At 66.4% G+C, this 25,196-nt stretch carries 20 protein-coding genes; 14 read left to right on the top strand and 6 right to left on the bottom strand.

From position 1 onward, the window contains the following. Positions 1-104 precede the first annotated feature (104 nt). From ACIHFD_RS04985 to ACIHFD_RS04970, 4 genes are all read left to right on the top strand, one after another. Positions 105-1,451 carry an AAA family ATPase gene (locus tag ACIHFD_RS04985; RefSeq protein WP_397365667.1) on the top strand — a complete coding sequence of 449 codons (1,347 nt, stop codon included), beginning with the start codon at positions 105-107 and terminating at the stop codon, positions 1,449-1,451. Then, entirely contained in the window at positions 1,448-2,206 is a 759-nt protein-coding gene (locus ACIHFD_RS04980) for an HNH endonuclease (protein ID WP_397365666.1), read from the top strand. Before ACIHFD_RS04985 ends, ACIHFD_RS04980 begins: the two co-directional genes overlap by 4 nt. 826 nt (positions 2,207-3,032) lie before the next feature. Beyond that, complete coding sequence (locus ACIHFD_RS04975) at positions 3,033-4,268, top strand: exonuclease SbcCD subunit D (protein ID WP_397365665.1); 1,236 nt, start codon at positions 3,033-3,035, stop codon at positions 4,266-4,268. Continuing rightward, entirely contained in the window at positions 4,265-7,717 is a 3,453-nt protein-coding gene (locus ACIHFD_RS04970; protein ID WP_397365664.1) for an AAA family ATPase, read from the top strand. The genes ACIHFD_RS04975 and ACIHFD_RS04970 overlap by 4 nt, the downstream gene beginning before the upstream one ends. Before the next feature lie 766 nt (positions 7,718-8,483). Here the strand turns inward: ACIHFD_RS04970 and ACIHFD_RS04965 are convergent. Further along, on the bottom strand, positions 8,484-8,990 hold the full coding sequence (locus tag ACIHFD_RS04965; protein ID WP_397365663.1) for a hypothetical protein: 507 nt from the start codon (positions 8,988-8,990) through the stop codon (positions 8,484-8,486). A gap of 30 nt (positions 8,991-9,020) precedes the next feature. Beyond that, complete coding sequence (locus ACIHFD_RS04960; RefSeq protein WP_397365662.1) at positions 9,021-9,497, bottom strand: NUDIX hydrolase; 477 nt, start codon at positions 9,495-9,497, stop codon at positions 9,021-9,023. A 67-nt stretch (positions 9,498-9,564) separates the two neighbouring features. Between ACIHFD_RS04960 and ACIHFD_RS04955 the strand changes: the two genes are divergently transcribed. After that, a complete protein-coding gene (locus ACIHFD_RS04955) occupies positions 9,565-10,530 on the top strand; it encodes a hypothetical protein (protein ID WP_397365661.1) in 966 nt (321 codons plus the stop codon). 165 nt (positions 10,531-10,695) lie between these two features. Here the strand turns inward: ACIHFD_RS04955 and ACIHFD_RS04950 are convergent, their stop codons facing one another. Next, positions 10,696-12,528, bottom strand: a complete 1,833-nt coding sequence (locus ACIHFD_RS04950) for a S9 family peptidase (RefSeq protein ID WP_397365660.1) — start codon at positions 12,526-12,528, stop codon at positions 10,696-10,698. Positions 12,529-12,547: 19 nt separating this feature from the next. Further along, positions 12,548-13,555 carry a LuxR C-terminal-related transcriptional regulator gene (locus ACIHFD_RS04945; RefSeq protein ID WP_397365659.1) on the bottom strand — a complete coding sequence of 336 codons (1,008 nt, stop codon included), beginning with the start codon at positions 13,553-13,555 and terminating at the stop codon, positions 12,548-12,550. A gap of 1,454 nt (positions 13,556-15,009) precedes the next feature. Here ACIHFD_RS04945 and ACIHFD_RS04940 point away from each other — a divergent pair. Next, complete coding sequence (locus tag ACIHFD_RS04940; protein ID WP_397365658.1) at positions 15,010-15,546, top strand: BTAD domain-containing putative transcriptional regulator; 537 nt, start codon at positions 15,010-15,012, stop codon at positions 15,544-15,546. Between the two features lie 56 nt (positions 15,547-15,602). Here ACIHFD_RS04940 and ACIHFD_RS04935 read toward each other — a convergent pair whose 3' ends face one another. Further along, positions 15,603-15,992 (bottom strand): helix-turn-helix domain-containing protein, encoded by a 390-nt coding sequence (locus ACIHFD_RS04935; RefSeq protein ID WP_397365657.1) that lies wholly within the window; start codon positions 15,990-15,992, stop codon positions 15,603-15,605. Positions 15,993-16,273: 281 nt separating this feature from the next. Here ACIHFD_RS04935 and ACIHFD_RS04930 point away from each other — a divergent pair, with 281 nt between their 5' ends. Together ACIHFD_RS04930 and ACIHFD_RS04925 are read left to right on the top strand one after the other, a co-directional pair. Then, on the top strand, positions 16,274-17,035 hold the full coding sequence (locus ACIHFD_RS04930) for an ATP-binding protein (protein WP_397365656.1): 762 nt from the start codon (positions 16,274-16,276) through the stop codon (positions 17,033-17,035). A 1,365-nt stretch (positions 17,036-18,400) separates the two neighbouring features. Beyond that, entirely contained in the window at positions 18,401-18,670 is a 270-nt protein-coding gene (locus ACIHFD_RS04925; protein WP_397365655.1) for a hypothetical protein, read from the top strand. Between the two features lie 73 nt (positions 18,671-18,743). Here ACIHFD_RS04925 and ACIHFD_RS04920 read toward each other — a convergent pair whose 3' ends face one another. Further along, positions 18,744-20,039 (bottom strand): hypothetical protein, encoded by a 1,296-nt coding sequence (locus ACIHFD_RS04920; protein ID WP_397365654.1) that lies wholly within the window; start codon positions 20,037-20,039, stop codon positions 18,744-18,746. Between the two features lie 412 nt (positions 20,040-20,451). Between ACIHFD_RS04920 and ACIHFD_RS04915 the strand changes: the two genes are divergently transcribed. The 6 genes from ACIHFD_RS04915 to ACIHFD_RS04890 all read left to right on the top strand — a co-directional run bounded on the left by ACIHFD_RS04915 (position 20,452) and on the right by ACIHFD_RS04890 (position 25,143). Continuing rightward, positions 20,452-21,540 carry a hypothetical protein gene (locus tag ACIHFD_RS04915; protein ID WP_397365653.1) on the top strand — a complete coding sequence of 363 codons (1,089 nt, stop codon included), beginning with the start codon at positions 20,452-20,454 and terminating at the stop codon, positions 21,538-21,540. A 187-nt stretch (positions 21,541-21,727) separates the two neighbouring features. After that, a complete protein-coding gene (locus ACIHFD_RS04910; protein ID WP_397365652.1) occupies positions 21,728-22,759 on the top strand; it encodes a DUF932 domain-containing protein in 1,032 nt (343 codons plus the stop codon). Positions 22,760-22,960: 201 nt separating this feature from the next. Then, positions 22,961-23,407: a hypothetical protein gene (locus ACIHFD_RS04905; RefSeq protein WP_397365651.1), complete on the top strand. Its 447-nt coding sequence runs from the start codon at positions 22,961-22,963 to the stop codon at positions 23,405-23,407. 169 nt (positions 23,408-23,576) lie between these two features. After that, a complete protein-coding gene (locus ACIHFD_RS04900; protein WP_397365650.1) occupies positions 23,577-24,170 on the top strand; it encodes a hypothetical protein in 594 nt (197 codons plus the stop codon). 29 nt (positions 24,171-24,199) lie between these two features. Then, a complete protein-coding gene (locus ACIHFD_RS04895) occupies positions 24,200-24,709 on the top strand; it encodes a hypothetical protein (protein ID WP_397365649.1) in 510 nt (169 codons plus the stop codon). Further along, positions 24,706-25,143 carry a hypothetical protein gene (locus ACIHFD_RS04890; protein ID WP_397365648.1) on the top strand — a complete coding sequence of 146 codons (438 nt, stop codon included), beginning with the start codon at positions 24,706-24,708 and terminating at the stop codon, positions 25,141-25,143. Before ACIHFD_RS04895 ends, ACIHFD_RS04890 begins: the two co-directional genes overlap by 4 nt. Positions 25,144-25,196 lie beyond the last annotated feature (53 nt).

Raw genomic sequence — 25,196 nt, 5'->3', positions numbered from 1 at the left:
GTGGTGGCTGTCCGTACAGTGGGCGATGAAGGTGGCAGGTGATCAAGCTAGACCGTGGTGGGAGAGATCCTCAAGCGGTACGCGGAAGGGACACTCTGGTGTACGTGAAGAAGCTCAAGGTTGAGGGCGTACGTGGATTCCGCGGTGCCCACGCGTTTGAGCTCGACTTCACGCGCCCGGAGGGTGGCTACGCTGGCTGGACCGTCATCGCAGGGCGCAACGGGTCAGGAAAGACGACTCTGCTGCGCACCATCGCTCTTGCCCTCGCAGGGCCACGGCGTGCCTATCAGTTAGAGGAGAGACTCGACGATCACCTCTCCCATGGCGAGTCCCAGGGTGCTGTCGAAGTCACGCTCATCGCCGATCCAAAAGCCGATCGCGGAGCACCCACCTCATCAAATCCACTCTGGGCTAAGGTCTTGTGGGAGCCAGCCCGAGAATCACTGGGCGAAGGCGATGTACCTCGCCCAGAAGTGCGTTTCCAGGCACCTTCCCAAGTCAATAGCCTGCTGTGGTCATCGTCACCGCCTACTGGATGGTTTCACGTAGGATACGGCCCCTTCCGGCGGCTGGCGGGCACTGGTCTCTATGAGCGCGTGCCGCAGAGCGCCGATCGAGCTGCGGCTCTGCGCACTCTGTTTGAAGAGCAGTCGGCCCTTACAGAGTCGGTTGACTGGCTTATATCTCTGCATTTGCGGCAGCTTGAAGGCGAGGACGCAGCGAATAAGCTGCTCCAATCAGTGCGTGCACTTCTTAATGATGGACTGCTACCTGACGGCTATCAGATCCACACCGTTAACTCGCAGGGCTTGTGGCTTCGACGCGTAGACGACCTTGGTTCAGAAATTGCTCTAAGACGCATGAGCGATGGCCTACGGACAGTCAGCGCGCTGGTGCTTGACATCGTCCGGCATATGCACGCTGCATATGGCACACTTCACCTGCAGCATGACGAGCGCGGCGCGCCGTACCTGCCGCATCCCGGCGTCGCTCTCATCGACGAGGTGGATGTGCATTTGCATGTTTCATGGCAGCAGCGGATTGGAGAATGGTTCAAAAATCACTTTCCCGCCGTGCAGTTTGTCGTTACTACACACAGTCCGTATATCTGCCAGGCAGCTGATCCTGGCGGCCTGATCCTTCTCCCTGGCCCGGATGACCCAGAGCCACCACAAGTAGCCGACGAGAAGTTGTACGGCCGTGTCGTATACGGCACGGGGGACGATGCTGTCCTCTCCGAACTCTTCGGGCTCGACTCCCCCTTCTCCCACAAGGCTGAGGAACTGCGAGAGGAGCTTGCGGACCTGGAGTTCGCTGTGGCGACTGGTCAAGCCGACGAATTTTCCATGCGCCGCTACCGAGAACTGCGCAGACGGCTGGTCACCTCCCAAGCGACACGCGTAGAGGAACTCGGCATACGGGCGGGAAGAGAGGAGGCAAGCGATCCGTGATCAGGATCGTACGACGGCGGCTAACCTCCGAGCTCGAAGCCTCACTCCTGAAACTGACCCAGGAGATTGCGAACACTCCCATCGCCGAACGCATCAAGCACGTGCAGAATATGTGGGATCGGAGAAGTGTACGGCGTGATGTATACAAGCCGGTGTTCGAAGTACTTGAAAGTATGGCACCGGGCTTGGATTGTTGCATGTACTGCGGTGACGATCTAGCCGACACGGTCGATCACTTTGTTCCCAAAGTAAGGTGTCCCATCCGATCCTTCTACTGGCGCAACCTGCTGCTCGCGTGCTCGACCTGCAATAGTCGGTACAAAAAAGAGCGCTACAAAAGCGACGGACTCGTCGGTTCGCTTCTAGTCGATCCAACCTTAGAGGACCCATTCGACCATCTCGACCTGCGCTTGGATAGCGGACTGTACCGTCCGGTGGAGGGTTCCCCTAAAGGGCAATGGACCATTGACGTTTGTGGACTTAATGAGGGCAAGCGTCCGCGGGCCCGCTCCGACGCATGGCTGAGGCTGAACCATGACCTTACCTCGTGGGATAGGGCGCGTAAGGAACAAGACGAGAAACAGAGGCGCTACCTGGAATGGGTCATGCGGGGGCAGCCCTTCGCTGATGTGTACCACGCAGCCTTGCATAAGGCGGTATCCGAACACGCGGAAAGGATCTTCTTTGATGCTTCTCCTGGTGTGCTTGCGCTGCTAAGAGACGAAGATTTGCGCTCGGCGCTTCTTCCTGGTTAAGGACAAGTGAGCCACGCCTCGACCTCGTGGCTGGGTCTGGAAACTACCTGTCGCTCAGGATCGAAGTTAGCGATTCCGCTTGGACCGCAATTTGGTGGAGGAATTGTTCACAGGATCCTGACCGGACGTGCTTTGGTGGTCTAGTCCCAATGCTGCTTATTGACCAGGAGGGTAGCGGCGCTCGTTGCGATGATCTCAGCGTTCACTTCATCCCTTTCTGTTGGTGTACGGAGCTCATTTGATACAGGAGAGCACCGACACTTTGAGGCGGGAGGGCTTCCTATGTGTCTCAGCGGTAAGCAATTTGTATCCCGATGCGTGGACCGGGATCAACTTAGGTTTGCCTTGCTGGGTCTTCGTTGGGGCCACGCATCTCAGTCGCACTGATCCGTGCGCGGAACTGGCTGACGCGGATGGTTGCTCGCCGCCTGCTGTGTGTGGGCGGTGCTGGCCGCGACCGGCCGAAGAGCCGCGCGACCAGCGACCGCCCCGACGCGCGCCGGCTGCCGTAGGCGGACGGCCTTGACGACTGTAGGGAAAGTGCTCACCCGTTCTGCTGTGGACATCGACCGCTTGAACCAGGCCCCGACGGGCATGTCGTCTGGAACCCTGTGCCTGTGCCGGACGGCGAACGTCTCACAGTCCAGGGGAATCCGCGTCCGCGCCAACAAGATCCGAGGGTCCGTACGTAGTTTCCAAGCGCGCATTTCACCTGTTCACACCCCATTGGAACGTACCCATCACTTTCCCCTTTCGCCCCGCCTTTGCCTTACGTGCACGTCATCATCAGGGATCAGAGGATCATCCGGGCTCCGGAGGAGAACGCGTGAAACTGATCCACGCCGCTGACCTTCACATCGACAGCCCACTCCGTGGGCTGTCGGCGTACGAAGGCGCACCGGCCGGCGAACTGCGCACCGCCTCACGGCGGGCGCTGGAGAATCTAGTCCGGCTCGCGATCTTCGAGTCGGTCGATGGTGTCCTCCTCGCCGGGGACGTTTACGACGGTGACTGGCGCGACTTCCAAACGGGGCTGTTCTTCGGCAAACAGATGTCGCTGCTGCGTGCGGAGGGCATCTCTGTCTACCTCGTCTCGGGGAACCATGACGCACAAAACAAGATGACTCGGCGGCTGCCGCTGCCGGACAACGTCCACATGCTTGACGTCGACGAGCCGGAGACCATCCTCGACGAGAGGAGGGGGTTGGCCGTGCATGGGCAGGGTTTCCCCCGATGGAACATCACCGACAATCTCGCGCTTGGTTACCCCCCTCCCCGCCGGGACCTCTTCAACGTCGGCCTGCTGCACACTGCGCTGAACGGCCGTGACGGCCACGACAAATACGCGCCGTGTACGGTGGATCACCTGGTGACGAAGGGGTACGACTACTGGGCGCTCGGCCACGTGCACAATCGCGAGGTCGTCCTGGACGACCCGTGGATCGTCTTCCCAGGGAACATCCAGGGTCGCCATGCCCGGGAGACCGGGCCGAAGGGCTGCACCCTGGTCACGGTCGGTGACGACCTGCGGGTGCGATCCGCTGTGCATCACGACTTGGACGTGGCTCGCTGGGAACATCTCCGCATCGACGTCTCCGGAGCCGACGACCTCGACGTTGTCGCCGATCTGGTACGGGCCCGGCTCAGTGCCTTGCCCGCAGGGAAGCCGCAGGCCGTACGGGTCAGCCTGACTGGCCGCAGCAGCGCTCACCTGCCGCTCTGGAACGGACGGCATCAGTTCGTCAACGAGGTTCGTTCGCTCGCCAACGACCTCGGTGAACTGTGGGTGGAGAAGGTCCGCATCGAGACCCGGCTGCCCGATACGCCCGACGAAGGCACCGTGGGACTGCTCACCGATCTCCGGCGCACGGCCGTGATACTCCGTACGGACGCCGACGCCATGCGCCAGGTGGTCGCCAAGCATCCCTTCTACGCCGAACTACCGGCGGAGGTAAGGGGCCAGGACGGGATCCGCCCCGAGGACCCAGAGTGGCTGCGGCGTCTCGGCGACGAGGCCGTCGATCTGCTGGAATCCATGCTCACGGAGGGATGGAACCGATGAGAGTCGACCGGCTGGACCTGTTCGCGTTCGGTCCTTTCAGTGGGATGACGCTGGACTTGTCGGCGCCCGGGATCCATGTGATCACCGGACCGAACGAGGCGGGCAAGTCGACGGCGCTGCACGCGTTCGACCAGCTCCTTTACGGCATCGACGAGCGATCGCGCTACGACTTCGTCCATGCCAAGGCTGCGTTGCGACTTGGTGCGCTGGTGCGGAGCACGGACGGCAGCACTCTGGAGATCCTCAGGATCAAGGCGCGCAACGCGCCGCTCCGTGGCGCGGATGGAGCGCCGATGGAGCAGGCGGTTCTGAACGCGTTCCTGGGAGGGATCGACAGATCCACCTTCACCTCGGTGTTCGCTCTCACCAGTGCCGAGCTCCGCCAGGGCGGTAGGGCGCTGGCGTGCGGAGGCGGAAACTTCAAGCAGGCACTGGCCGCGACCCGATCGGGGGGCCTCTTGTCCGCGGCGCTGGCCACCATCGACGAGCGTCTGGGCGAGCTATACAAGCGGCGCGGCCAGCTGCCGCGGATCAACGTCCTCCTGGCCGAGCTGAAACAGGCGAAGGAGCGCGTACGTGCGGCGGCTCTGCCCCCGCAGGAGTACCTCGATGGGGAGCAGGAGGTCAAGGACACCGAGGCGACCTTGAACAGGCTCACCGAGGAGCTGGACCAGGCCAGGAGCGAGCGCTCCCGCCTGGAGCGGCTGGTCGGGGCGCTGCCGGCGCTCAGCCGCCGCCGCACTCTGCTGACCGACCTCGAAACGGTGGAGTCCGCGGGGGCCATCGCCCCCGCGGAGGTCGTGGAGCGCCTTCCCCAGGTGCAGCAGGCCCTGCGACTGGCGGAGAACGAGCTGGCCAGGACACGGCGACGCCTCGACGAGATCGTGCGTGAACTGGACAAGCTGACTATCGACGACGATCTGCTATCCGCGGAGGAGGCGATCGACACCCTCTACCAGGAGCGGAAGGCGGCTCTGGAAGCGGCCAAGCAGCTCGCGAGATCCTCCGGTGCCGTCACGGGTCTCCGTGACGAGGCGCTCTCGCTCCTCACCCAGGTCCACGCGGACGCGACGCTCGACGACACCGATCACTACCGAGTCCCCAAGTCGGTGCGGACCCGCGCCCAGGAACTGCACGACCGGCGCACCGCCATCGACGCGGCCCTGGAGCAGGGGCGTAAGGCGCTGGACCTGCGCCGACGCAAACTAGAGGAAGCGGAGAAACGACTCAGCGAGCTGCCTCCGCTCGAAGACACGAAGCCGCTCGACGCCGCCCTCAAAGCCGTCCCCCAGGACCTGCTCACCCGCATGATCGCCGCCGACGAAGAGATCCAGCGAATCGACAACACCATCGAGCGGCTCCTGCTGGAGCTGAGAATCCCGGCGCAGCACGCCGGTTCCATAACCGTGCCCACCAGGGTCCAGATCGAAGAGCACGCGGAAGCCCGCAAGGACCTGAGACGGGACGGACGCGACCTCGCCAAGCAGCGCAAGACGCTGACCGCCACGCTGAAGGGCAAACGCCTCGACCTGACCACCCTGCTAAGCAACGACCCGCCCCCCACCGAAGCGGAACTCGAACAGGCCCGGTCCGTCAGGCAGGAGCTTTGGCGCGCGATCCGCGACGGGCAGCACGACAGAGCCAGGGAGTTCGAGCTGGCCCTCGACCGCGCCGACCAGCTCGCCGACCGGATGAGGCGAGACGCGTCCCGCATCGCCGAACGCTACCGGCTGGAACTCGAAATCAGCCACGACGAGAAGGCACTCGCCGCGCTCGACGAGGAGCAAGCCGCCCTGGACCGCCGGGCCGACCAGTTGGACGCGGAGTGGGACTGCCTGTGGGAAGACTTCCCCGGCCCTATGCCCAAGCCAGGTGCCGCCACGTCCGTTCTGGACGATGTCGAGAAGCTCCGCGAGAGTCTCGGCGAATTCGACCACGTCCGAGCCCGCCTCTCCTCCCTTCGTGAACATGCCGCCTCGCACATCGCGCGGCTCCGCGACGTCCTGCGGTCTCCAGAAGGGGTTCCGTCGCTGGGCGCGGAGAACGCCTTGGCGGAACTTCCCGAACTGCGTGAGACCGCCGAAAGCCGGCTGGCCGTTCAGGACAAACTGACTCGGACGCGAAGTGCGTGCGAAGAGCAGGCCCTCACGGCCCGCGGCGAGCTGACCGACGCCGAAGCAGAAGTCGCCGAGTACGAACGGGACCTGGCGAACTGGGAGACCTCCTGGCACAAGCTGCTCGAACAGGCCAAGCTGCCCATCGACCGGGACACCACCGCCGCACTCGCCGATCTGGAACGGCTCGACCAGGTCGCCGCCCGGGTGACCGAGGCCGCCAAGAACGAGCGTGACTCCGCACAGTCCACCGCCACACTCGACCGGTTCCACTCACTGCTGGCGGCCACCGCCGCCGCCTGCGGTCACGCGATGCCGAGCGACGAGACCGAACGCCACCGGCTCGCAAGCGACCTTTGCAAGCTGGCCAAGGACAGCCGTTCCGCTGCCGACCGGCGCGCCGTGCTCCAAAACGAGCAGGCCAGACTTAGCGCCGAGGCCCGCGACCTCATTCAGACCACCGGAGAGATACAGGCCGAACTCACGGAGCTGTGTGAAAGGTCCGCGGCGGACGGCGTCGACACCCTGAATGAGGCCGTCCGGCGGAGTGAGGCCCACAGGGAACTGAAGGCGACCCTCGCGGAGGTCACCGCGGCGCTTCCGATCGACGCCGAGGCGCTGATGGCAGAGATCCCCGAAACCGACCAGGACCGGCTTCAAGCTCAGCTGCTCGGGCTCACCGACCACGTCACCGATCTCGACACTCAACGGACCCGCCAGTCCGAGCTGTTCGGCGAGAAGAAGACGGAGTTCGCGCGCTTCGACGGGTCTTCCGCGGCCACTCAGGCCGCCTCCCACGTGCAGACCACCGCGGCCGCGCTCTTGGAGGAGAGCGAGGAGTACATACGTCTGCAGTTCGCCCGGCACTTCGTCGTGGCCTGTATGGAGGAGTACCAACAGACACATCAGGACCCGGTACTCACGCGGGCGAGTCTGCTGTTCGAGCAGTTGACGCTCGGTGGCTACGGCGGGCTGGAACTTGACCAGGACGGAGACTCCCCGATCGTGCTGACACGGCGCGGCTCCGATCTGCTGACCGCCGATAAGCTCAGCGAGGGCACCAGTGACCAGCTCTATCTCGCGCTGCGGCTGGCATCCCTGGAACGCTATGCCGAGGAGGACCGTGCACTTCCGTTCATCGTCGACGACATCTTCATGACCTTCGACAACCAGCGCGCTCGTGCCGCGATGGGAGTGCTGAACGAGATGGCTGACCGCTTCCAGACGATCGTCTTCACCCATCACGATCACCTGGCCGAGCTCGCCCAGTCAGAGCTTCCCTCTGACCGCGTGCATGTCCACCGCCTGCCACGATTTGCCCCCGCCATGAAATGACACGCTCCGTCCGTCGCGATGGCGTCGCCTGCAATCGGTCCTTGCCTCGGAGTGGTGGAGAGGCTTGCCCGCCCTAGGCCCGGCCGCCGACAGTGCCCTCGGCCGGAGCCGGGCCGCCCAGGATGAGCGGGCGGGCCTGGGCGAAAGGGCGGGCCGGTCATGACACCGACACGGAGGTCAGAATTTTCCAGAGCCTTCTTTGATGCGCAGGTCGAGAAGGAGCTGGCAGCAACCGGCCGCTGCCCAGTCTCCGGCCATCTTGGCCGCAGGCCAGGGTCTTCCATCGGTGGCCTGGACGGGTGGGTGCCGCTAGTGCCGTCATCGCCGGTCGCCTGCCTCGGCCAGAGCGGTACGAGCCAGCGAGCATTCATTGAGGCGTGGCGACAGGCCCTGGAGTTCGACGATGCGCGGTCCCGCAAGCGGGAGCCGGGTGGCATCTGCCCATTTGTGCGCCATCGGAACGCGCGGCGGGGGTGCGCGTGTACCTGTCGGCCACCATCATCTGCGACGGCCACAACGACCCGACGAGGGGAAGACGGGCTCGTGCACAGTGCCAGCGACGGCTGGTTGCTCGTCGCATTCGAACATCACACGATCGAGAAGAGGACAGCCTCATCGGCGCTGCTGAGGACCGCTGGGGCGTAGGACCATCTCCACACTTCCAGGGGAATTGACAAAGCCCTCCACCGCTGATATGCAAGCGCTGGTCGACGCTGTTCACGTGGGTCATGGCCCACGTCTCTACCAACCACCTTGATTCAACGAACTACCGGTAGTCATCGGGGTCGCCGAATGCCACCCGAATCTTGGCTGCACCGTACTGACCTCGAGGGTTGCAGATTGGGCAGGCGCAGGGCGGCCTTCCATGGGCGTCGGGCATGTAGCGCCAGCCGGTCAGCTGGTTCACTGTGCGGATCCGGTGGATCTCGCCGGCTTTGATGGGCCGCGGGATGAAGAACTCGTACCCGCGTGGGTCCGGCTGGGCAGCGATCAGGGCCGCGGCTTCGGTGCTGCCCAGATGGGTGGGGAAGCGGCTGTAGTGGCCGACCTGCACCGGTTCGTCGTCGGGCACCCTGAAGTACACGGCGACCAACGTTCGCTGGCCGCCTCGCCGCAGCTCGCGGATCCACTGGTGCGTGGTCTGGTAAGAAGGGAGCGCCGGCAGGCAATAGACGCCGACTGCTCCCTCGTGTCCGCCGCTTACCGCGCGGATGCCTCTACGTCGTACTGAGCGGATGTTCTTGGCCGCGGTGATGTGCACCAGCATGGTCATCGCGGGGGCCTTCCGAGGGTTTGGCGGAGATCAGCCAATGTACGGCAGGGCGGTGTCGGCTAGGTAGTGCTTGATGCGCATCCGCATCGAGCGGTCCATCTGCAGTTCGGTGACCTGCTCGCGAGGCACCCAGCGGACCTCGCGAGACTCGTCGCTCGGCGTAGGCTCGCCGCTGATCGGCTGGGCTGTCAGGACGATGGAGAACTCCTGGCGGGCCTCGCCGTTGGAGGTGTAGAGGATCACGTGGCGGGGGTCGCTGTAGGTGCCGACCAGGCCGGTGATCTTGCTAAGCACCCCGGTCTCTTCGAGGGTCTCGCGGATGGCGGCCTGCGGGATGGACTCGCCCAGATCGATGGCTCCGCCAGGGACCGCCCAATTGCCGTTGTCGCTGCGGCGGATCGTCAGGATCTCGTCCGCGGCGTTGGTGACGATGACGTTCACGGACGGGACCCGGCTGTTGGGCGCCGGAGCGTCGGGGTCGTCGTAGTAGTCGATCCGCTTGGCCATGGCTCAGGACCTTACCGAGCGCGCACGATCCTGGGCGGCTTTCCGGCGATAGCTGACCAGCTCACCTTTGCTCTCGATCGAGTTGTTCTGGACTCGTTCTGGCATGGCCAGCGGCAACAATAGAAACATGGAGGATTTATCGACCAGAGCTGTCCTGGGGCGTGCAGCCCTCATCGGGTTGGCGACGGGCATTATCCCCACCACGGCCACCATCTGGGTGGACATGAAGGGGGAAGAGCTTGACGAAACCGTTCTCCCGACGGCCATGTTCCTCCTGGCGATAATCCTGGGCACTGTGGGCGCGCGGCTGGCCGGGCTGCCGCGCTGGGGCATGGTCGGTCTTGTCGGGGGCTGTGCGACCTGGTTGCTCATTGGTGCTCTCGCGGTGCTGGTGCCGGTGCCGGAGTCGGAGCTGCTCGGTCCTCTACCGGTCCTTGTTGCCCCTGTCTACGTGGTCGGTGGTGTGGTCGGTTTCGCCCTGTCGGCGTGGTCGTTCATGTTGCCCCTGCGCTGGTGGGCGGTAGTCCTGGCTGTAGTCGTGCCCTTCGGATTTTGGGGCGCGGCGCAGTACAAGCCGCAGATCCTGGCCTGGTTGGAAGTCCGCAGCTTCGAGAGGTCCGGCGTGCCGCTGATCGCTCCAGCGGTCCAGGGTTACCGGCTGGTCCACGTGGATCTCAATGCCGCCGCGCAGCGGGAGCCGGAACCGTCCACCTGGCTGGAGTATTGGCGAGACGCCACGCCGAATCGGGGGTTCTCCGAGATCCAGGTCACGGTCTGGCCCGCCGCGGCTGGAAACCCGCGGGATTCCTGTCTGGCGGTTACCGAGAACTTTGAAGTTCCGCTGCGATGCAAATCGCTCCCGGGAGACCGATGGGTCCGGACGGGTGCCGGGTCCTCCTGGGTCACTGTCTTCGCCAGGTCGGGCGATGCGCTGGTCATGCTCAACGGTTCGGGTATCGCTGAGGCTGACCTGGTGGCGGCGCTGTCCACTTTTCGTCCCATCTCGGCTTACGAGCTTGCCATGGTCACGTGACCAGCAGGAGTACGGCGGCGCCTGGCCTGGTATTGCGCCTTCACCGCGGCAGCGATGTGCCGGGGCGCGCTAGGCGGAACACGATCAGGCTCATCCTCCCTTGCAGAAGGGTTCGCAGCGGTGCCCATCCGGTCTTACGAGTGGGCACTGTTCTATCTGGAACTTTTAGCCCACATGGAGCGGTTCGGGGCGGTCGGCCGTGGTGGCGATCAAATGGTTGTGGAGGAACGCGCTGATGGCCTCGTACGCGGTCAGTTCGTTGGCGCGGTTGGTGAAGCCGTGTCCTTCGTCGGGGTAGATGTCGTAGCGGACTTCGACGCCGCGTTCGCGCAGCCGGGCGACGATCTGGTCGGATTCGGCTTGGGGGACGCGTGGGTCATGGGCTCCCTGCAGGACGAACAGGGGAGCGTTGATGCCGTCGGCGTGGGTGACGGGACTGCGTGCCAGGAGATGTTCGGCGCGCGTGTCAGGGTCGCCGAGGACTGTGGCGACAAAGGTCTTCCAGGTGGGGGGCGACGCCTTCGCCAAGGTGAGCAGGTTGCTCGGACCGCACATGGAGACGCCCGCGGCCCAGGGGTAGGGGAGACGGGCCAGGCAGGACAGAGCAGCGAAACCACCGTAGGAAGCGCCCATGACGGCGAGGCGGTTCGGGTCGGTCCAGTCGAGGGTGTGGAGGTACTTGACGGCGTGGTCCAGGTCGTCGAGGTCGATGCCGCCCCAGTCGCAGTAGATGAGCTTCTGGTGAGCGGTGCCGTAGCCGGTGGATCCCGCGAAGTTGGGGGCCAGGATGGCGATGCCCTGATGGAGAAGATGCTGGTAGAGACCCGAGCGGGCGTAGAGGGGGCGTTCCTGGGATTCTGGACCGCCGTGGATGGACAGCAGGACTGGGTGAGGGCCGGGGCGGTCCGGCCGGTAGAGCAGAGCGTGGACGTCGCGTCCGTCGCGAGCCGGGTAGGTGATCAGCTCGGGGGCGACGGGGTCGATGACGTGCAGTGCCGGAGGGCGGGTGTCGGTGAGGTAGCGGAACTCGTGGCGGGCCAGGTCCAGGACCGCTATTTCCGCCGGCCTCGCCGCGGAGTTGATCAGGACGACCGCGAAGGAGGCGTCAGGCGCCAGGGACAGCGCGGAGATGACGCCGGGCGGGATGCCGGGCAGCGAGACGGGGTTGCCGTCGCGGTCGGCGTGCAGGCGGGAGCTGCCGCCCTCGTTGACTGACCAGATGCGGACTCCCGCGGCGGCGTCGAGGACCTCGACGTCCCAACTCGGGCGCGCGATCGCCTGCAGGGAGCCGGCTGCGAGGTCGTAGAAGGCGGCGGCGGTGAACTCGCTCCAATGGTCGGTGAGCAGGTGGAAGCCGCTGGAGTTCGCCGCCCAGACTCCGGGCTCGAAGAGACCCTCGCCCAGGGCGGATGTCATGCAGATCGGCGTGGCGTCCGGGTTGCTCAGGTCGGTGAGATAGATGGCTATGTCGGTGTTGGAACGGAACCCGGTTGCCAGCAGCCAGCGGCCGTCGGGGGAGAGGCTGACGGCCTCGAACGCCACCCCTTGCGGGGGCGTGAAGCGGCGGAGCTCGCTGCTCTCTAGATCGTGGACGATGAGGTCCTGAGCGGCGGAGTCGCGGTCATTGGCGGTGTAGGCCAGGAAGCGGCCGGTCGGGTCGAACGGCGACGTGGCCAGGACACGCTGACAGTCCGGACCGGAGCTGATCTCGGTCAGGCCGCTGCCATCCAGAGCGACAAGGTAGATGCGGAACTGCTCGTCCCCGTTCTCGTCGGCGGTGAAGACCAGCCGACCGCCGGAGGGGGTCCAGGCGATCTGGCGGACTGTCCTGTCATCGAAGCCCGCCACGCGGCGCGGCTCGCCACCGGTGACGGGAACGACCCACAGGTCGTAGTGCCCGGAGGCGTGGCTGGAGTAGGCGACCAGTTGGCCGTCCGGGGACAGCGCAAGGGTGGGCTGGAAGCGTTGCTGGGGAACGAAGTCCAGGTATTCGGGCATGTGACAGGGCCTCTCGGGTTCAGTTGATCCAGCCGCGGCGCGCTGCTGCGGCTCCGGCGGCGAAGCGGGTCTCCACGTCCAGCGCATCACGGATGGCGGTCCAGTGTCTGCGCATGGTGTTGACGCTGATGTCCATCCGCCGGGCAATCGCCTCGTCGGATAGTCCTTGATTGAGCAACTGCAGTACCTGCGACTGCGCAGGAGTGAGTGGCCCGACGGCTTCCGTGCTTCCGAACGGGATCGCCTTCTCCCAGAGCAGTTCGAAGTACTCGCGCAGCGCACCGACGATGACGGGCGAGCGTACGAGCAGAGCCCCGCCCATCCCCGTAGGCGTCAACGGAAGGAGCGCGACTGCCTCGTCTGCGAGCTTCATCTTCATCCCGATGCGAGGCAGCAGCCGCGCCTGTTCCCCGGCTTCCACCGCAGCCTCGATCGTCTTCGCACCGATCGGGTGCTCTGCGCAGCGGGTCTCATAGATCGCCCGGCATTGCACCTGGCCCTCGAAGACTGGTAGCGGTACGTACCCGGTGGAGTCCTCGACGGGCGCCTCGAGCACGTAGTTGTCCAACGTGAGCCAGTCGTGCCGCGCGGCGTTGATGAGTGCGTAGGACAGGCGGCTGATCTCGTCCCGATCGGTGACGATCTGCACGAGCCGGTCCATCGCGGAGTTCGAGGACGCCGCGGCCGGCGTCTGGTGGAACTCCCTGAGCCGCTTGTGTCCAGCCAGCAACCGCTCCTGATCGCTGACGAGACGGCGTGAAAGGTCCGTCAAAACGCCCTGCAGTGCGAGTTCCGGGGGAGCGGGCACGAGACGCGGCGGCATCGAGGGGCCGTCCGGCCGGCGATGCGCCATCCCGCGGGCCGTAAGTTCCGCGACCTGCTCACTGCTTCCAAGCAGGGACGCGGCATCGTCCTCAGGGCAGCCGCCCTCCGTGAGCAGCATGGAGTACGACACGAAGATCTCTTCCGGGACGACGCCCTCCAATAGGCGCTGCGCTTTGACCTGATCCTGTCCGTCCACCGTCACCTCCGATCAGAGAGTAGTGGCCCAAACGCGCATTGTGATGGCCCTCCTTGCCGTGTCGGGCGATGAGTGGTTCCGAGCGATGGTGAGTTCTCACCATCGAGCGCTGTGCCGCAGAGGCCCGCTGTCATAGGCGTTCTCGCTGCCCCGGACACCGTCCCCCCGCCAGTAGCTGCCGTGGAGAGTTTCACCACCCCTGTTGCGGTGCCGCGCACGGTCTGATCAGTGCGAAGGCTCAAAAGCGGCAGGGAGGCAGTATGCGGCGGCAACTCGTCGAAGACGTAGCGAGGAAGCTGAGTGCAGCGGTTGCGGCGTCAATTCTGTTTGGCGTCAGTTCGCCAGCCAGCGCGTTGGCTAACGCAGAGCCTTACTGTCCGCAGGTGGGCCGAGCGCCACGTCAGGTGTACGACATCGAGAAGTTCTGTGCGTTGGTGTATGGCGACCTGGTGGAAGGCCGGGCGCTGGATCTCCTGGAGTTGTTGGAACGGTCGCAGCGCAATCCGGTGCATGCCTCGCTCTCTCCAAAGCCGCAGAAGGTGTCGAAGCCGCGCGAGGTGGTTTCTACGGTGAAACAGCATGAAGCTGAGCCAGCTAGATTTCGTAGGAGGGGTGCCGAACCGCGCATGCCGCGTGAAAGCGGCCGGGAAGCTGGCCGGGCTCCGGGTCGAGTTCTGAACCGAGATCGTCAGGCAAGGGCTGACCGTCAGCAGCGCCCACGAAGGAACGGTAGGGGGCCATCGTCCACGATGGTTCTCACATCACCCGCTCCATCGGAAACGCCGTCGGCATCGGCCTCCACGTCTTCCTCTGTGCCTGCGCCGGGCGATGCGGTGAGGTCGAGGCCAGAGTATCTGCCTGAGGCGATGGGTCCGCTGGGCGCTGCGCTGGCGTTCGGGCTCATGCTCATGGTCCTGAGCGCTGCGCTTATCGGTCGTCTACGGTCCTGGCCTGCACAGGCGAGGGCGGGCTCGTCTGCCGTGAGCCTGCCTGGCGGTGCCGCCTGTCCACGCGGTATCGATGGTCGCAACGGTGTGGACGCTGAAGTACCTCCGGCGGTTGTCCTGGCATCCGCTGGGGCGCAGGCGCCTGCGGTCGACTACATGACGACGGAGTCGGTTGCCGTCGTTGAGGGCAGCGAACCTCTGGCGGTGCCTACGTCTCAGCTTGATCAACCCAGCGCCCGCCCGGCGGTTGCAGAGGCGGGTGCGGAGGCGCCCCTCGTGCCAGGCGCTTCAGTCGAGCTGAGGTCGGGATTCGTAGCGGCCGCGGGGAAGGCGAAGGTCGAGGTGCTGGGGGTACCGCGGCTGTCGTATGGCAGGTCGGAGGTCTCCTTCGGCCGTGCCGAGGCGCGGGAGTTGTTCGCGTTGCTTTCGGTGTCGCGGGACGGAGTTTCGGCGGCAGGTATCGCCGAAACACTGTGGCCGGGGGAGGTTGGCGGGCGCCGGTTGGAGTCGGCGGTGCGGGAGATCAACCGGGCGATGCGGCAGGCGACGGGGTGTGCGGCCGGCGTGCGGTTCGTGCTGAAGTCCAGGGAGCGGCGACTGCTGCCCGCGGCAGCGTTCGATGTGGACTTTTGGCGGTTCGAGGACGCGTGCAAGCTGGCCTCGATCGCGGCCGAGGACGCAATGCGGGTCGCAGCGTTGCATGAGGTGCTGGCCTTGTATCGAGGGCCGCTGCTGGCTGGGTGTGATGATCTGTGGGTGCTCCCGTTGCGGCAGGCCGCTCAGCGGCAGGCGGCGGATGCCGCTGAGCGGCTGGCCGAGCTGGTGCGGGCCGAGGATCCAGGCCGGGCGGTGGACGTGCTGCGGTTGGCGGTCGAGCGCATCGATCCATGCAGTGAGACGTTGTGGTGCCTGCTGATGTCGGTTCAAGGCGAACTCGGGCGCCTGCCCGCGGTACGGCGTTCGTTCGAGCTGCTGAGGGAGCGGCTGACGGAGATCGACGCGGTGCCGAGTACGCAGGCGCGGCAGGTATATGAGCGGTTCATTCGTTAACCGGGCCCGTCGAAGAGCGGCGGATAATAGAGACCTGGCGGTGCCCCGGCCGAGGCTCACTCTTCTTCGTGAAGAATGCGCTGGTCGTGTCGTGCGTAGGTCGCCAGCACCTCGGCCGTGAGCAGATGGGCGGGGCGGGTCCCGTAGATGCGGGCCAGCAGGCAGAGCGTGGAGACGGGGGGTCGCCGGTCTGCTTGCGGCCAGTTCTCGTAGTCGTAGAGGCGAGACTCGCGCAGTCCGGCACCGATGGTGCCGGCGAGCTGGTGGAAGACCTCGATCGTCTGCGCCGCGGTGAGTCCGGCGGCATGCCGGTAGAGGCGGAGCGGGGTGGCGGGGTGGTCGAGGCAGAGGATGACGGCGATCTGGTCCACGGTGAAGCCGTGCTGGCGCAGGTATCGGCTGCGGCGGCGGCAGTCGAGAAGCGTCTGGTATCCGGTACCTGACATGCGTTGACCTCCCCTTTCCTGCCCACGCGCGGTGGGCGCGTCGGTGCCCCGCATTCGGGGCTGGGGGACGGTAGGCGGCCTTTGGGGAGGGGCTCCAGTCTCCGCAAGGGGTGATCGCCGGGGTCAGTCTCAGGTGTCGGCGGTAGTGGGAACGGTGTTGCTGCAGGCCGGGGTGGGTGGGCGCGTGGTGGCGGGTTGGGGGTGTGATTCGGGCGGCGAGGTGAGTGATCGTGCAGGCCGCTCCCCGGATGTGCCGGGGGCGTGACCGAAGGGACATCCGCATGGACACACGCACACAGCACGCCAGTTCGGCCGGGCCGAACCCTCTCATCGTTTCGTCGACGTGCCAGCGGCAGTCAGCGGTGGAGGAGTTCCCGGATCTGGCGCCGGGGCTGGTGATGTCGACGCTGCGCGCCTCACAGGTATGGAGCGGGATGGCCTGGCGGCGAGCCTTTCCCGGGCGGGGAGATCAGTCGGCTCCCGCACGCCGCATGGTGGGCCAGCTTCTGGCCGACACCGGCCAGGTGGATGACGCACGGTGGGTGACGGCCGAGCTGGTCAGCAACGCGCTGCGGCACTCGCGTTCGGGCCGGGAGCGTGGGTTCTTTGTGGTCGAGGTGCTACGCGGCATAGACGTGGCCCGGATCGTGGTCTATGACCTGGGCGGCGGCCCATCCCCGGACTTCTCCCGCGCGCCTGGCTCAGTGCCCGAGGCGGCCGAGCACGGGTGGGGCCTGGCCGGGGTGGCTGAGCTGGCGGCCCGGACAGGGATCGCAGGTGATGCGATCACGGGCCACGCGGTCTGGGCTGACCTCGCGCTGGAGCCGGTCCCTGCTGAGCCGAGTGAGCCGGTGAACATCGGCGAGGTCGCCTGCCCCCACCGTGCGTTCGTGGGGCAGCAGGGAGCATCGGGCGATGTACCGGATGGTCGGCTGGGCGCCTTGCGGGATGGCGTGATGATTTCGGCGAGTGGACCGGGGCCGGTCAGCGAGGAAGGAGCTGCTGGCCTGGACCCTTCCGCAGGCTTGTGGGAGGCGAGCTGAGGCCGAACGCGGACCAGGTGTCCGCATTCGGGCAGGAGCAGTGGGCGCGGCAGGCGCTGGCAGGGTTGCGCCGGGATTGGCCCGACTGGGCTTTTCTGGTGGTGCGGTATCGGTGGCTGGCGTTGCGCGGCAAGCAGGCGATGATCAGCGCGACTGGACCGGAGGAGCTGCGTCAGGCCCTGCCGCCGATCCCGCCCAAGCCGGGCCTAATGGAGCCGGCCTCGGCCGGGTCCGGTCCGGTCGAGCATGGCGAGAGGGGGCCCAGCCCGGCTCTACCGGCCTTGGCCGAGTTGCTGGCGACGGAAATGGATGTGAACCAGGCGAGATCGAGAACGTCACCGGCTTCGGCGTTAGCGGCGGGAACTGACGGGGGCACGGGGTCGATGGGCCCGGGACGGGGCTGAGCGGCACTGTTGCGGCTGTTCGGTCAGCGTCTTGGGAACGGTCCGGGACAGGAACGTGGGCGGTTGTCGCCGCTGACCGGGTGCGGGTGGCATGGTGGCCGCACGGGTGGGGATGGTGGCCGTGGCGCAGGCGTCGGTACCGATCGCGGAACAGTTCGCGTGTTGGGAAAGGCGCGCGTCCGTTCGGCCGGGACGGGCCGGTGAGTGGGTCTCGCCATCGACGAGTCCGGTCGAGGTCCACCGTCGTGGCAGCCGCCTGAGTGGTGGAACATCCGGCGCGTGGCGGTCGGGACGCGTGCTTGACACCTGGGGTGCAGGTGGGCGTTGATGCCGCTCCACCCGCCCGGCGCGGAAGGGGCCGGGCGGACGGGCCGGGGTGGGGGCCGCCCATGGAGGGGAGAGGCGAGCCCACCCTTGCCCACGGTTGCGGATCAGGCCTCACATTGGTGTCTGAATGGGGACTGATTTGCGCACTGGAAATAGGGATAGCGTTCGGATTGGCAATTAAGGCCGCTACCCCCATCCGGATTTGTTTTCGCGGGTCTTGCCGGTTCCGGCCGGTGCGTTGGGCGGCCCGACTCGTCTAAAGACGAGTCCCTGAATATGTGCGCGCGTGTGTTGTCATGGTCGGCTGTGCTCTTTGTGTCCCCTCCTTGCTTGCCTTGGGGTCTTGGCCTCCCTCCCCGCTGCTATTTGCCGGCCCTGCGGCCGAGGCCGCAGGGCCGGCCCCTGCGCTGACCTTGGCCCGGATGGCGCTCACGTCTTCGTTCTGAGGGCTGTTTCGGTGTCCGACATGCGTCGGGGCGGTACGGCCGGGGCTGGCGCGGTGTCGGTGCGCGGGGCCGGGAATCGCCTGAAGACTTTACCTTGTAGCGGCGAGAAAAAGTCCCATGGTCTATGTGTGTTGGCGTTGTCGAGATAAAATAAGAATGTCGGCAAGAAAAGCGGAAAGGAAAAGAAGATGGTTTATTCGTCGGGGGACTGGGATGGCGAGTTCATGGCGGTGACGGCTGCGGACGTTCGGCCCACGGATGTGGTGCTGAATCCGGCTCGGTACGTGACGGACACGGCACGCCTACCGGGCGGCATGATCGACATCTTCCGTCCGGCCGACCCGTCACGGGCGTGTGAGGGGTGTGGCGTGGGGCCGGGGGAACCGTGCGAGTCGGACTGTTTGGGATTGGCGGCGTTGGATGACGCGACCGGCTACGGGTTCGCCGACGTCGGCTGATCGGTCGGGGGATGCGTGCGGCCCCGGTACCGCCGTAGGGGCGATGCCGGGGCCGTTCGGTTGTCGGGCAGGGTCAGGTGGTGGCGGGCGCGCTGGTCACGTCAGCCGCGTCTGTGCCGTCCGTGGTGGGGGTGGATGGGTGAATGGCGATGTGGGCGGCGATCAGGGCGGCTACATCGGCGGGCGTGGTGTCGGCGGGGATCTCGGTGGTGGGTGTGGGGGCATCCGGGTCGGCAGGTCTGAGGTAGGACCATGCGATAGTGAGCGGGGTGTTGAGGGCGAGGGGGATCTTCAGCATGACGAGGTGGCCGTCGGGTGAGCGGTAGTGCTGATCAAAGGTGGCGTCGTGGAGGGTGCCCTGGGAGAGCCGGTGGAAGCCGTGTTCGGTGAGGGCACGGGTGTAGGGGATGGTCTCGCACATGTAGTCGGCGATGGCATCCCGGCTGGAGTAGAAGTCGCCAAGGATGCCGGTCATGTCGTCGGCGATGGCGTCGAAGTCGGGATTGTCATCGATGTCGCAGGTAGTGCAATCGTCGCAGTTGTCGTGTTGGCCCCTCAGGTTGAACATGCCTTCGTAGGAGCAGATTTCGAGCAGGGAACCGTCGTCGCCGCGTTCGGTGGGCACGATGACGGGTTGGGCGTGGCGGTCGTTCCACATGATCGACCAGCCGGGGCCGTGGGCGGCTAGGGCGCGGGCGTGCGCCGGTTCGACTTCGAGGTAGTGGGGCTTGTCGGGGAAGCCGGTGTCGTTGGGATGGCGGTAGCCGGTGGCGGTGTGCGGGATGAGTCCGGTGGCGGCGGCGATCAGTGCGGCGACGGCGGCGGGCGGGGTGCGGCGGGGAACAGTCACGATGTACGCGGGGTCTGTGCCAGGGCGGGGGTCGGTGATGGTGATCGTGATGGGTGCGATCGAGTCGGGGAAGTACGGCATGGTGATCGAGGCGGTCGCGCCCATCGGGGTGATCCGGTATGCGGTGGTGATGTAGCCGTCGTGCGTGGCGGGGTGGCTGACCTGGTAGCGGTGGATGCCGTGGGGGCGTAGGGCGGTGGTGTAGGGGGCGGTGACGCGCATCATCTTCTGGGTGTGCCGCCATTGGCTGAGGCGGGTGCGGGCCTGGCCAGTGACGTCGGCGGCGATGGTGGCGGGGTTGGCCGGTTGGCCGCGCCGGGCGGACTGCTCGTGCATGGCGGTGGCGTCCTCGTAGTTGATGATCTCGAGGACGGTCCCGTCGTCGGCTACGTCGGCGGTTGCGGTGAACACGTCGTGTCCATCCCACATCAGTGCCCGCCCGGGGCCGCTGGCGGTCAGGCCGCGTATGTGGGCAGCGTTCACGTTGATGGCGTCGGCGGCGGCGATTGCGGGTGCCATCCGTTTTCCTTTCGTTTCCCTGGCTAGTTATTCGGGTGCGGTTTGTCGGCGGTGTTTTCCGTCTAATTCCATGGACGCTCGATCGCGCATGAATGTCAACCGGGACGCATGTTTATCTGCGAGATTTCGTTAATCGAGAATCGGGCAAAATGGCGTCGTTCGCCGTCGTCTGGTGGAATGCGGGAAGAGCCGGGCCGGCGGCGAATGTCAAGCCGTCGTGGGAGCTTCTCGCGAGATGTTTTCGCAGGTCGCATGTATTGTTAGTTAGGTTAGCCTCTCCAGCCGTTGGGGTGACGAAAAAAGTTTCCGGGTCGGCTTGCTTCCCTGTTGTATGCGAGGGATGGTCGTCGCACAAACAAAACACCGGTCCGGAATCGGGGCCGGTAAATGCGACCGGAAAGGGCGTCACGCAATGGCTATCACCACCCCGGAAAAGACCGCTGACAAAACGATTTCTGCGGCCACCGACGCCGCGCCCCTGATGGCCCCTGACGGCCCCGGAACTGTCCGCCCGGACGCTGACCCCACGGTGGACGTGGACGCGCGGGTGGCGGCGGTGTGGGCGGCGCTGAACGCCCAGCCGGGCGCATCCGCCACGATCATCGGCGCGGCGGCCGATCTGAGCCGGATGGTCGCGGGCAAGATCCTCAACCAGCTCGAAGCCGACGGACAGGCACGCCGTGAGCCGGGCGGGCAGGACGGCCAGACCCGAGGCCGAACCCCTGACCGGTGGTATGCGGTCACCGGCGAAACCCCCGACATCGCCCCGGACGCCGAAGCATCGCTCGCCGACGACGCGGACCTCGCGTCTGCCCCGGACGGAGAAGCGGTCACCGACGCAACGGAGACAGCTGATGCCATCCCGGCAGACGAGGATGAGCCGACCGACGAGGGACCGGCCGAAGAGCCGGATGGTCACCCGGACGAGACGGACGGCGGGACCGCATCAAATGTCCTCGCCGACGCGTCCGAGGACACATTCGAGCCGGTTGCGGTGGAAGATCCGGCGTGGACACAGGCTCGAACCGAACTGATCGAACTGGTCAACCTCCTAGGCCGGGTGGTGACGGAGAAGGACGCCCACGACGACATGGTGGTGGCGTTGGGATGTCTGGAAATGGCGATGGCGAAGGTCGCTTCGGTACACCGCAATGCGCGGGCGGTGCTGACCGGCATCGTCGCCGCCCCGGCCCGCGCCACGTCCGCCCGGCCGAGTGGGGGCGTGGGCGGCGGCGTACGGCCGGGCGCGTTGCGCGACCGGGTACACGCACACCTGATCGAGTTCCCGGGAAAGGATTTCACCCCGTATGAGATCGCGAGGGTGTTGGACGCCTCGTCCGGCGCGGTGGCCAACGCGTTGGACCGGCTCGTCAATCTCGGTCACGCGGTGCTGACCTGTGAGCGGCCCCGCCGGTTCGCCCTCACCCCCACCGCCGAGGCCCCCGCCCCTGCCGAGCCCGGCGACACGGCCACCACGGGCACCGACAGTTACGGCGACTGAGTCCGGGTGTTCGGGCGGGCCACCCCACACCGGCCCGCCCTCCCGGACCCCCAACCCGGTCGAGGTGCCTTACCGACGCCCATAGGCAATCCGACCGCCACGTGCGGCAGCCCCGTCCCCTCGCGCCGAGCGGTAAGCGACCAACCGGCCCGCCGCTTCGCCACATCCGACATCGCGGCTGTTTCGCATGCCCGCAGATCAGAAAGGCACTGTCATGGCTCACGAGATCGAGATCTTCGCCAACGGTTCGGCCGGGTTCGCCGCCGCCGGGAAGCCGGGCTGGCATCGGCTCGGCTACACCGCTCCCGGCCCGATGACCGCCGAGGAACTTCTCACCCGCGCCAACCTCGCCGGATGGAACGTCCGGAAGGTGCCGGTCGGCCAGGTCACCGACCCTGTTACCGGTCAGCCGGTCACCACGGATGAGGACTTCCTCGTGGTGCGCACCAACCCCGTCACCGGTCAGCCCGAACGGCTCGGCCGTGTCGGCAAAGAGTACGAGGTGCTGCAGAACGAAGAGGTCACCGCCTTTCTGCAGACCCTCGTGGATGAATCCGGGGCCGTGTTCGACACGGGCGGGTCTTTGAACAATGGGCGGCGCATCTTCGTCACCATGCGGCTGCCCGAGCCGCTCATGGTCGGCGGGTTCGATCAGCTCGATCTATATCTGGCGGCGTTCTCCCGGCATGACGGGTGGGGGTCGTTCGTCACGGTCGCGACGCCGGTACGGGTGGTGTGTGCCAACACGGAGCGAGCTGCGCTGGCCAACCACGCCTCGAAATTCACGGTCCGTCACACCGGCCGCATGGCCGGGCGCATCGCCGAGGCACGCGATGCGCTGAAGCTGACGTGGCGGCACGGTCAGGCGTTCGCCGCCGAAGCCGAGAAGCTCCTCGCCATGCCGATGGATGTGAAGGAGTTCCGGCAGTTCGCCGCCCGCCTCCACCCCCTGCCCGCCGACTCCAAAGAGCTCGCGAAGCGCAATCACGACCTGACGATGCGGGAGTTGGAGTACCTGTTCACCACTGCGCCCACGCAGGAGCCGATTCGCAACACGCGGTGGGCGGCCTACAACGCGGTGACCGAGCGGCTCGATCACAAGAGCCCGGTGTTCGGCACCCGCGACGTGGCCACCGTGCGCGCTGAGCGGGCCCTGCTCGACGACCACGACAACGCGAAGATCAAGACTCGCGCGTTTCGGCTCCTCGCCACCGGCTGACTACCGAAGAGCGCCCTGTACGGCCCCGGCGCGGGCCGTACAGGACCAACGCCGACCAACCTCGGGCGGTCACACGGGGCCGTCCGCCACACCATCCCCGGGTTGCCCCCGGCGGGCGGTGGATCCGGTCCGAGACGGGCGCTCCGACCGGCTGATTACGCGCCCCACGTACGTCACCAACCGCTACCGAAGGAGATCCTGATGGGACGACTCGAAGACCTGGCCGTCCACTACGCCAACGCCGCCCGCTGGGAACTCAGCGAGGCCCTCAACCGCATCGCCTCCCTCGATGATGAAGGGACGTTGCACGACAAGGACTTGGGCCGCATCGCCTACGCCTACCAACGGATGTCGTGGTGGCAGCAGGTCACCGATCTCACCCACGGCAGCGAAGAGACGGTTGACGGCGGTACCGCGCTGATGACCGTGCGGCAACGGGCACAGGAGTCGCTGATCAACGCCCGCCCGGTGAACAACGGCGGCTTGTTCGCGCAGGCGATGGCCGAGTCCCGGCGGGGCGGCGCGCGTGCCTTCCTGGACGCGACCGAGAAGCTCGCCGAGGCGCTTGCCCTCCCCTCCGATCAGGATGTCCGTTCGGCCGACATCGACATCCCAACGACCGCGACCAGCGAGTCCCGGCCATCCTGACCGCCGCTGACGAGCGCGCTGCATGCGGGGCGGCCAACCGCCTCCCACCGTCCGCCCCACCCGGCCCGTGCCTATTGAGCTCGGGCGGGGTGAACCCCCGAGCCGACCAGACGGGCGGCCCCACGACCCTCACCCTTCACCACCCTGTCACCCGACGAATGGAAGACACATGATGGATGACCTCAGCCAGCCCGGCCCCCTGTCCCCGCCCGGTGAGCCAAGCGGTGCCACCTTCGTCTCGGACGTCATTGCGAACCAGACCGAGAAGGCGGCGTGCTTGTTCGAGCAGCGGACCGACGAAAAGATCAGCGCCGCCCGCCGCGTGTTCTACGCGGCGTCAGCCGAGGCGGTCTTCGCCTTGCAGAACGGGCAGCGACTGTCCGGCGAGCAGTCGTTCGCCGCCGCCCACGCCCAGGCATCACGCGCCTGGTGGGATCTGGTGGACGAGGAGATCGCCGGCAAGAAGCTGGCACCCGATCACGCCGTACGGCGGGTGCGCTCCTGGGCCCGCCACTACCTCACCGGGGAACCACCGGCCGCCCGGCCGGGGACGTTGTTCGATCACGCCCTCGCCCACGCCGCGCGCATAGCCGCCCGAGACTTCCTCAACGACAGCGGCCACCTCCTCACCCAGCACCTCATCGACCAGGCAGGCAACCCGGTCACGGCCGCGCCCGTGGAACACGACCGCCCCCAATTGGCCAGCCCCTGCACGCCCCCCTCGACGGCGGCGGGGCCAGGACCAAGCAGTCGACCCCACTAGCGCATCCCCGAAAGAAAGGAACCCATGTCATGAACAACTCCCAGCAGCATCCCGCCACCGGCGCACCGCCCACAGTGGTTCCGGTTTCACTGGAGGCGGTCATCGACCAGGCCCGAAGCACCCGCCAGCAGCACATCGACGACCTCTTCCGGCGTCTTGGCCGGGGCGAGCGGCTGACCGCCGAGCAGCTCCACAACACCCTGCACGCGCAGACCCTCTCCACGTGGTGGCTGCTGGTGGCCCGGCACATCGAGCACGCCGATGGCGGGGGCTTGCCTCCGGCTCAGGCCATAGCCAGGTTCGTCTCCTGGATCACCCCCTACCTCGAAGACCCCACCTCACCAGACCCCGAGATCGCCGTACAGGCTCTCGGCCTGAGCAGCGAGCACGAACTCGCCCTGGCCCACCTCGACCGCAGCCTGGCACTTATCCGGCAAGGCGCCGCTCGCGCCTTCCTCACACAAGCCGAGATGCTCGTGCCGGCCTGCTCCACAGAGCAGTCTCCGGACGCTTCGACCGGGCAGGAGGCGACAGCATGAGCCACCGCGCCGCTACCGGCGATCACCCTCCCGTCCCGCCGGAGTCTCCACTCGCGAGCAAAACCGCGCAGGGCCGGATGGATAGCTCGCGCGTGGAGTTCTTTCAGATGCTGGCTTGGCGGTGGGACGTTACCGCCGCCAAGAAGCTGACCCAGGGCCGCACGCCGGACGGCCGGATCGAGCCGAACGAATGGGCGGGCATGCTCCGACTGGTCGCCATCAACGCCGAGCACGCGGCTCAGGTGGATCTGTCCGAGCCGCTGATCGTGGCCCCGGTGCCCAACGGCGGCCTGCTGATCATCGACGGCTGGCATCGGCTCCGTAAGGCACTGGACACCGGCGTTCCGGAACTGTTCGCCGTGGTGCTCACTGCTGAGGAGGAACTTACCTGCCGGATGTTCGGTGGGGAGAAAGGAGAGGGCTACATCCGGTAGCGCCTGATCCGGTGGCGTAGGAGGCATGCCCCGGCCAGCACATCCGTATTGTG

It is taken from the genome of Nonomuraea sp. NPDC051941, from assembly GCF_044593615.1.
Note: the sequence above shows the minus strand (reverse complement) of the source record. Positions and strands in the feature narration are given on the sequence as shown.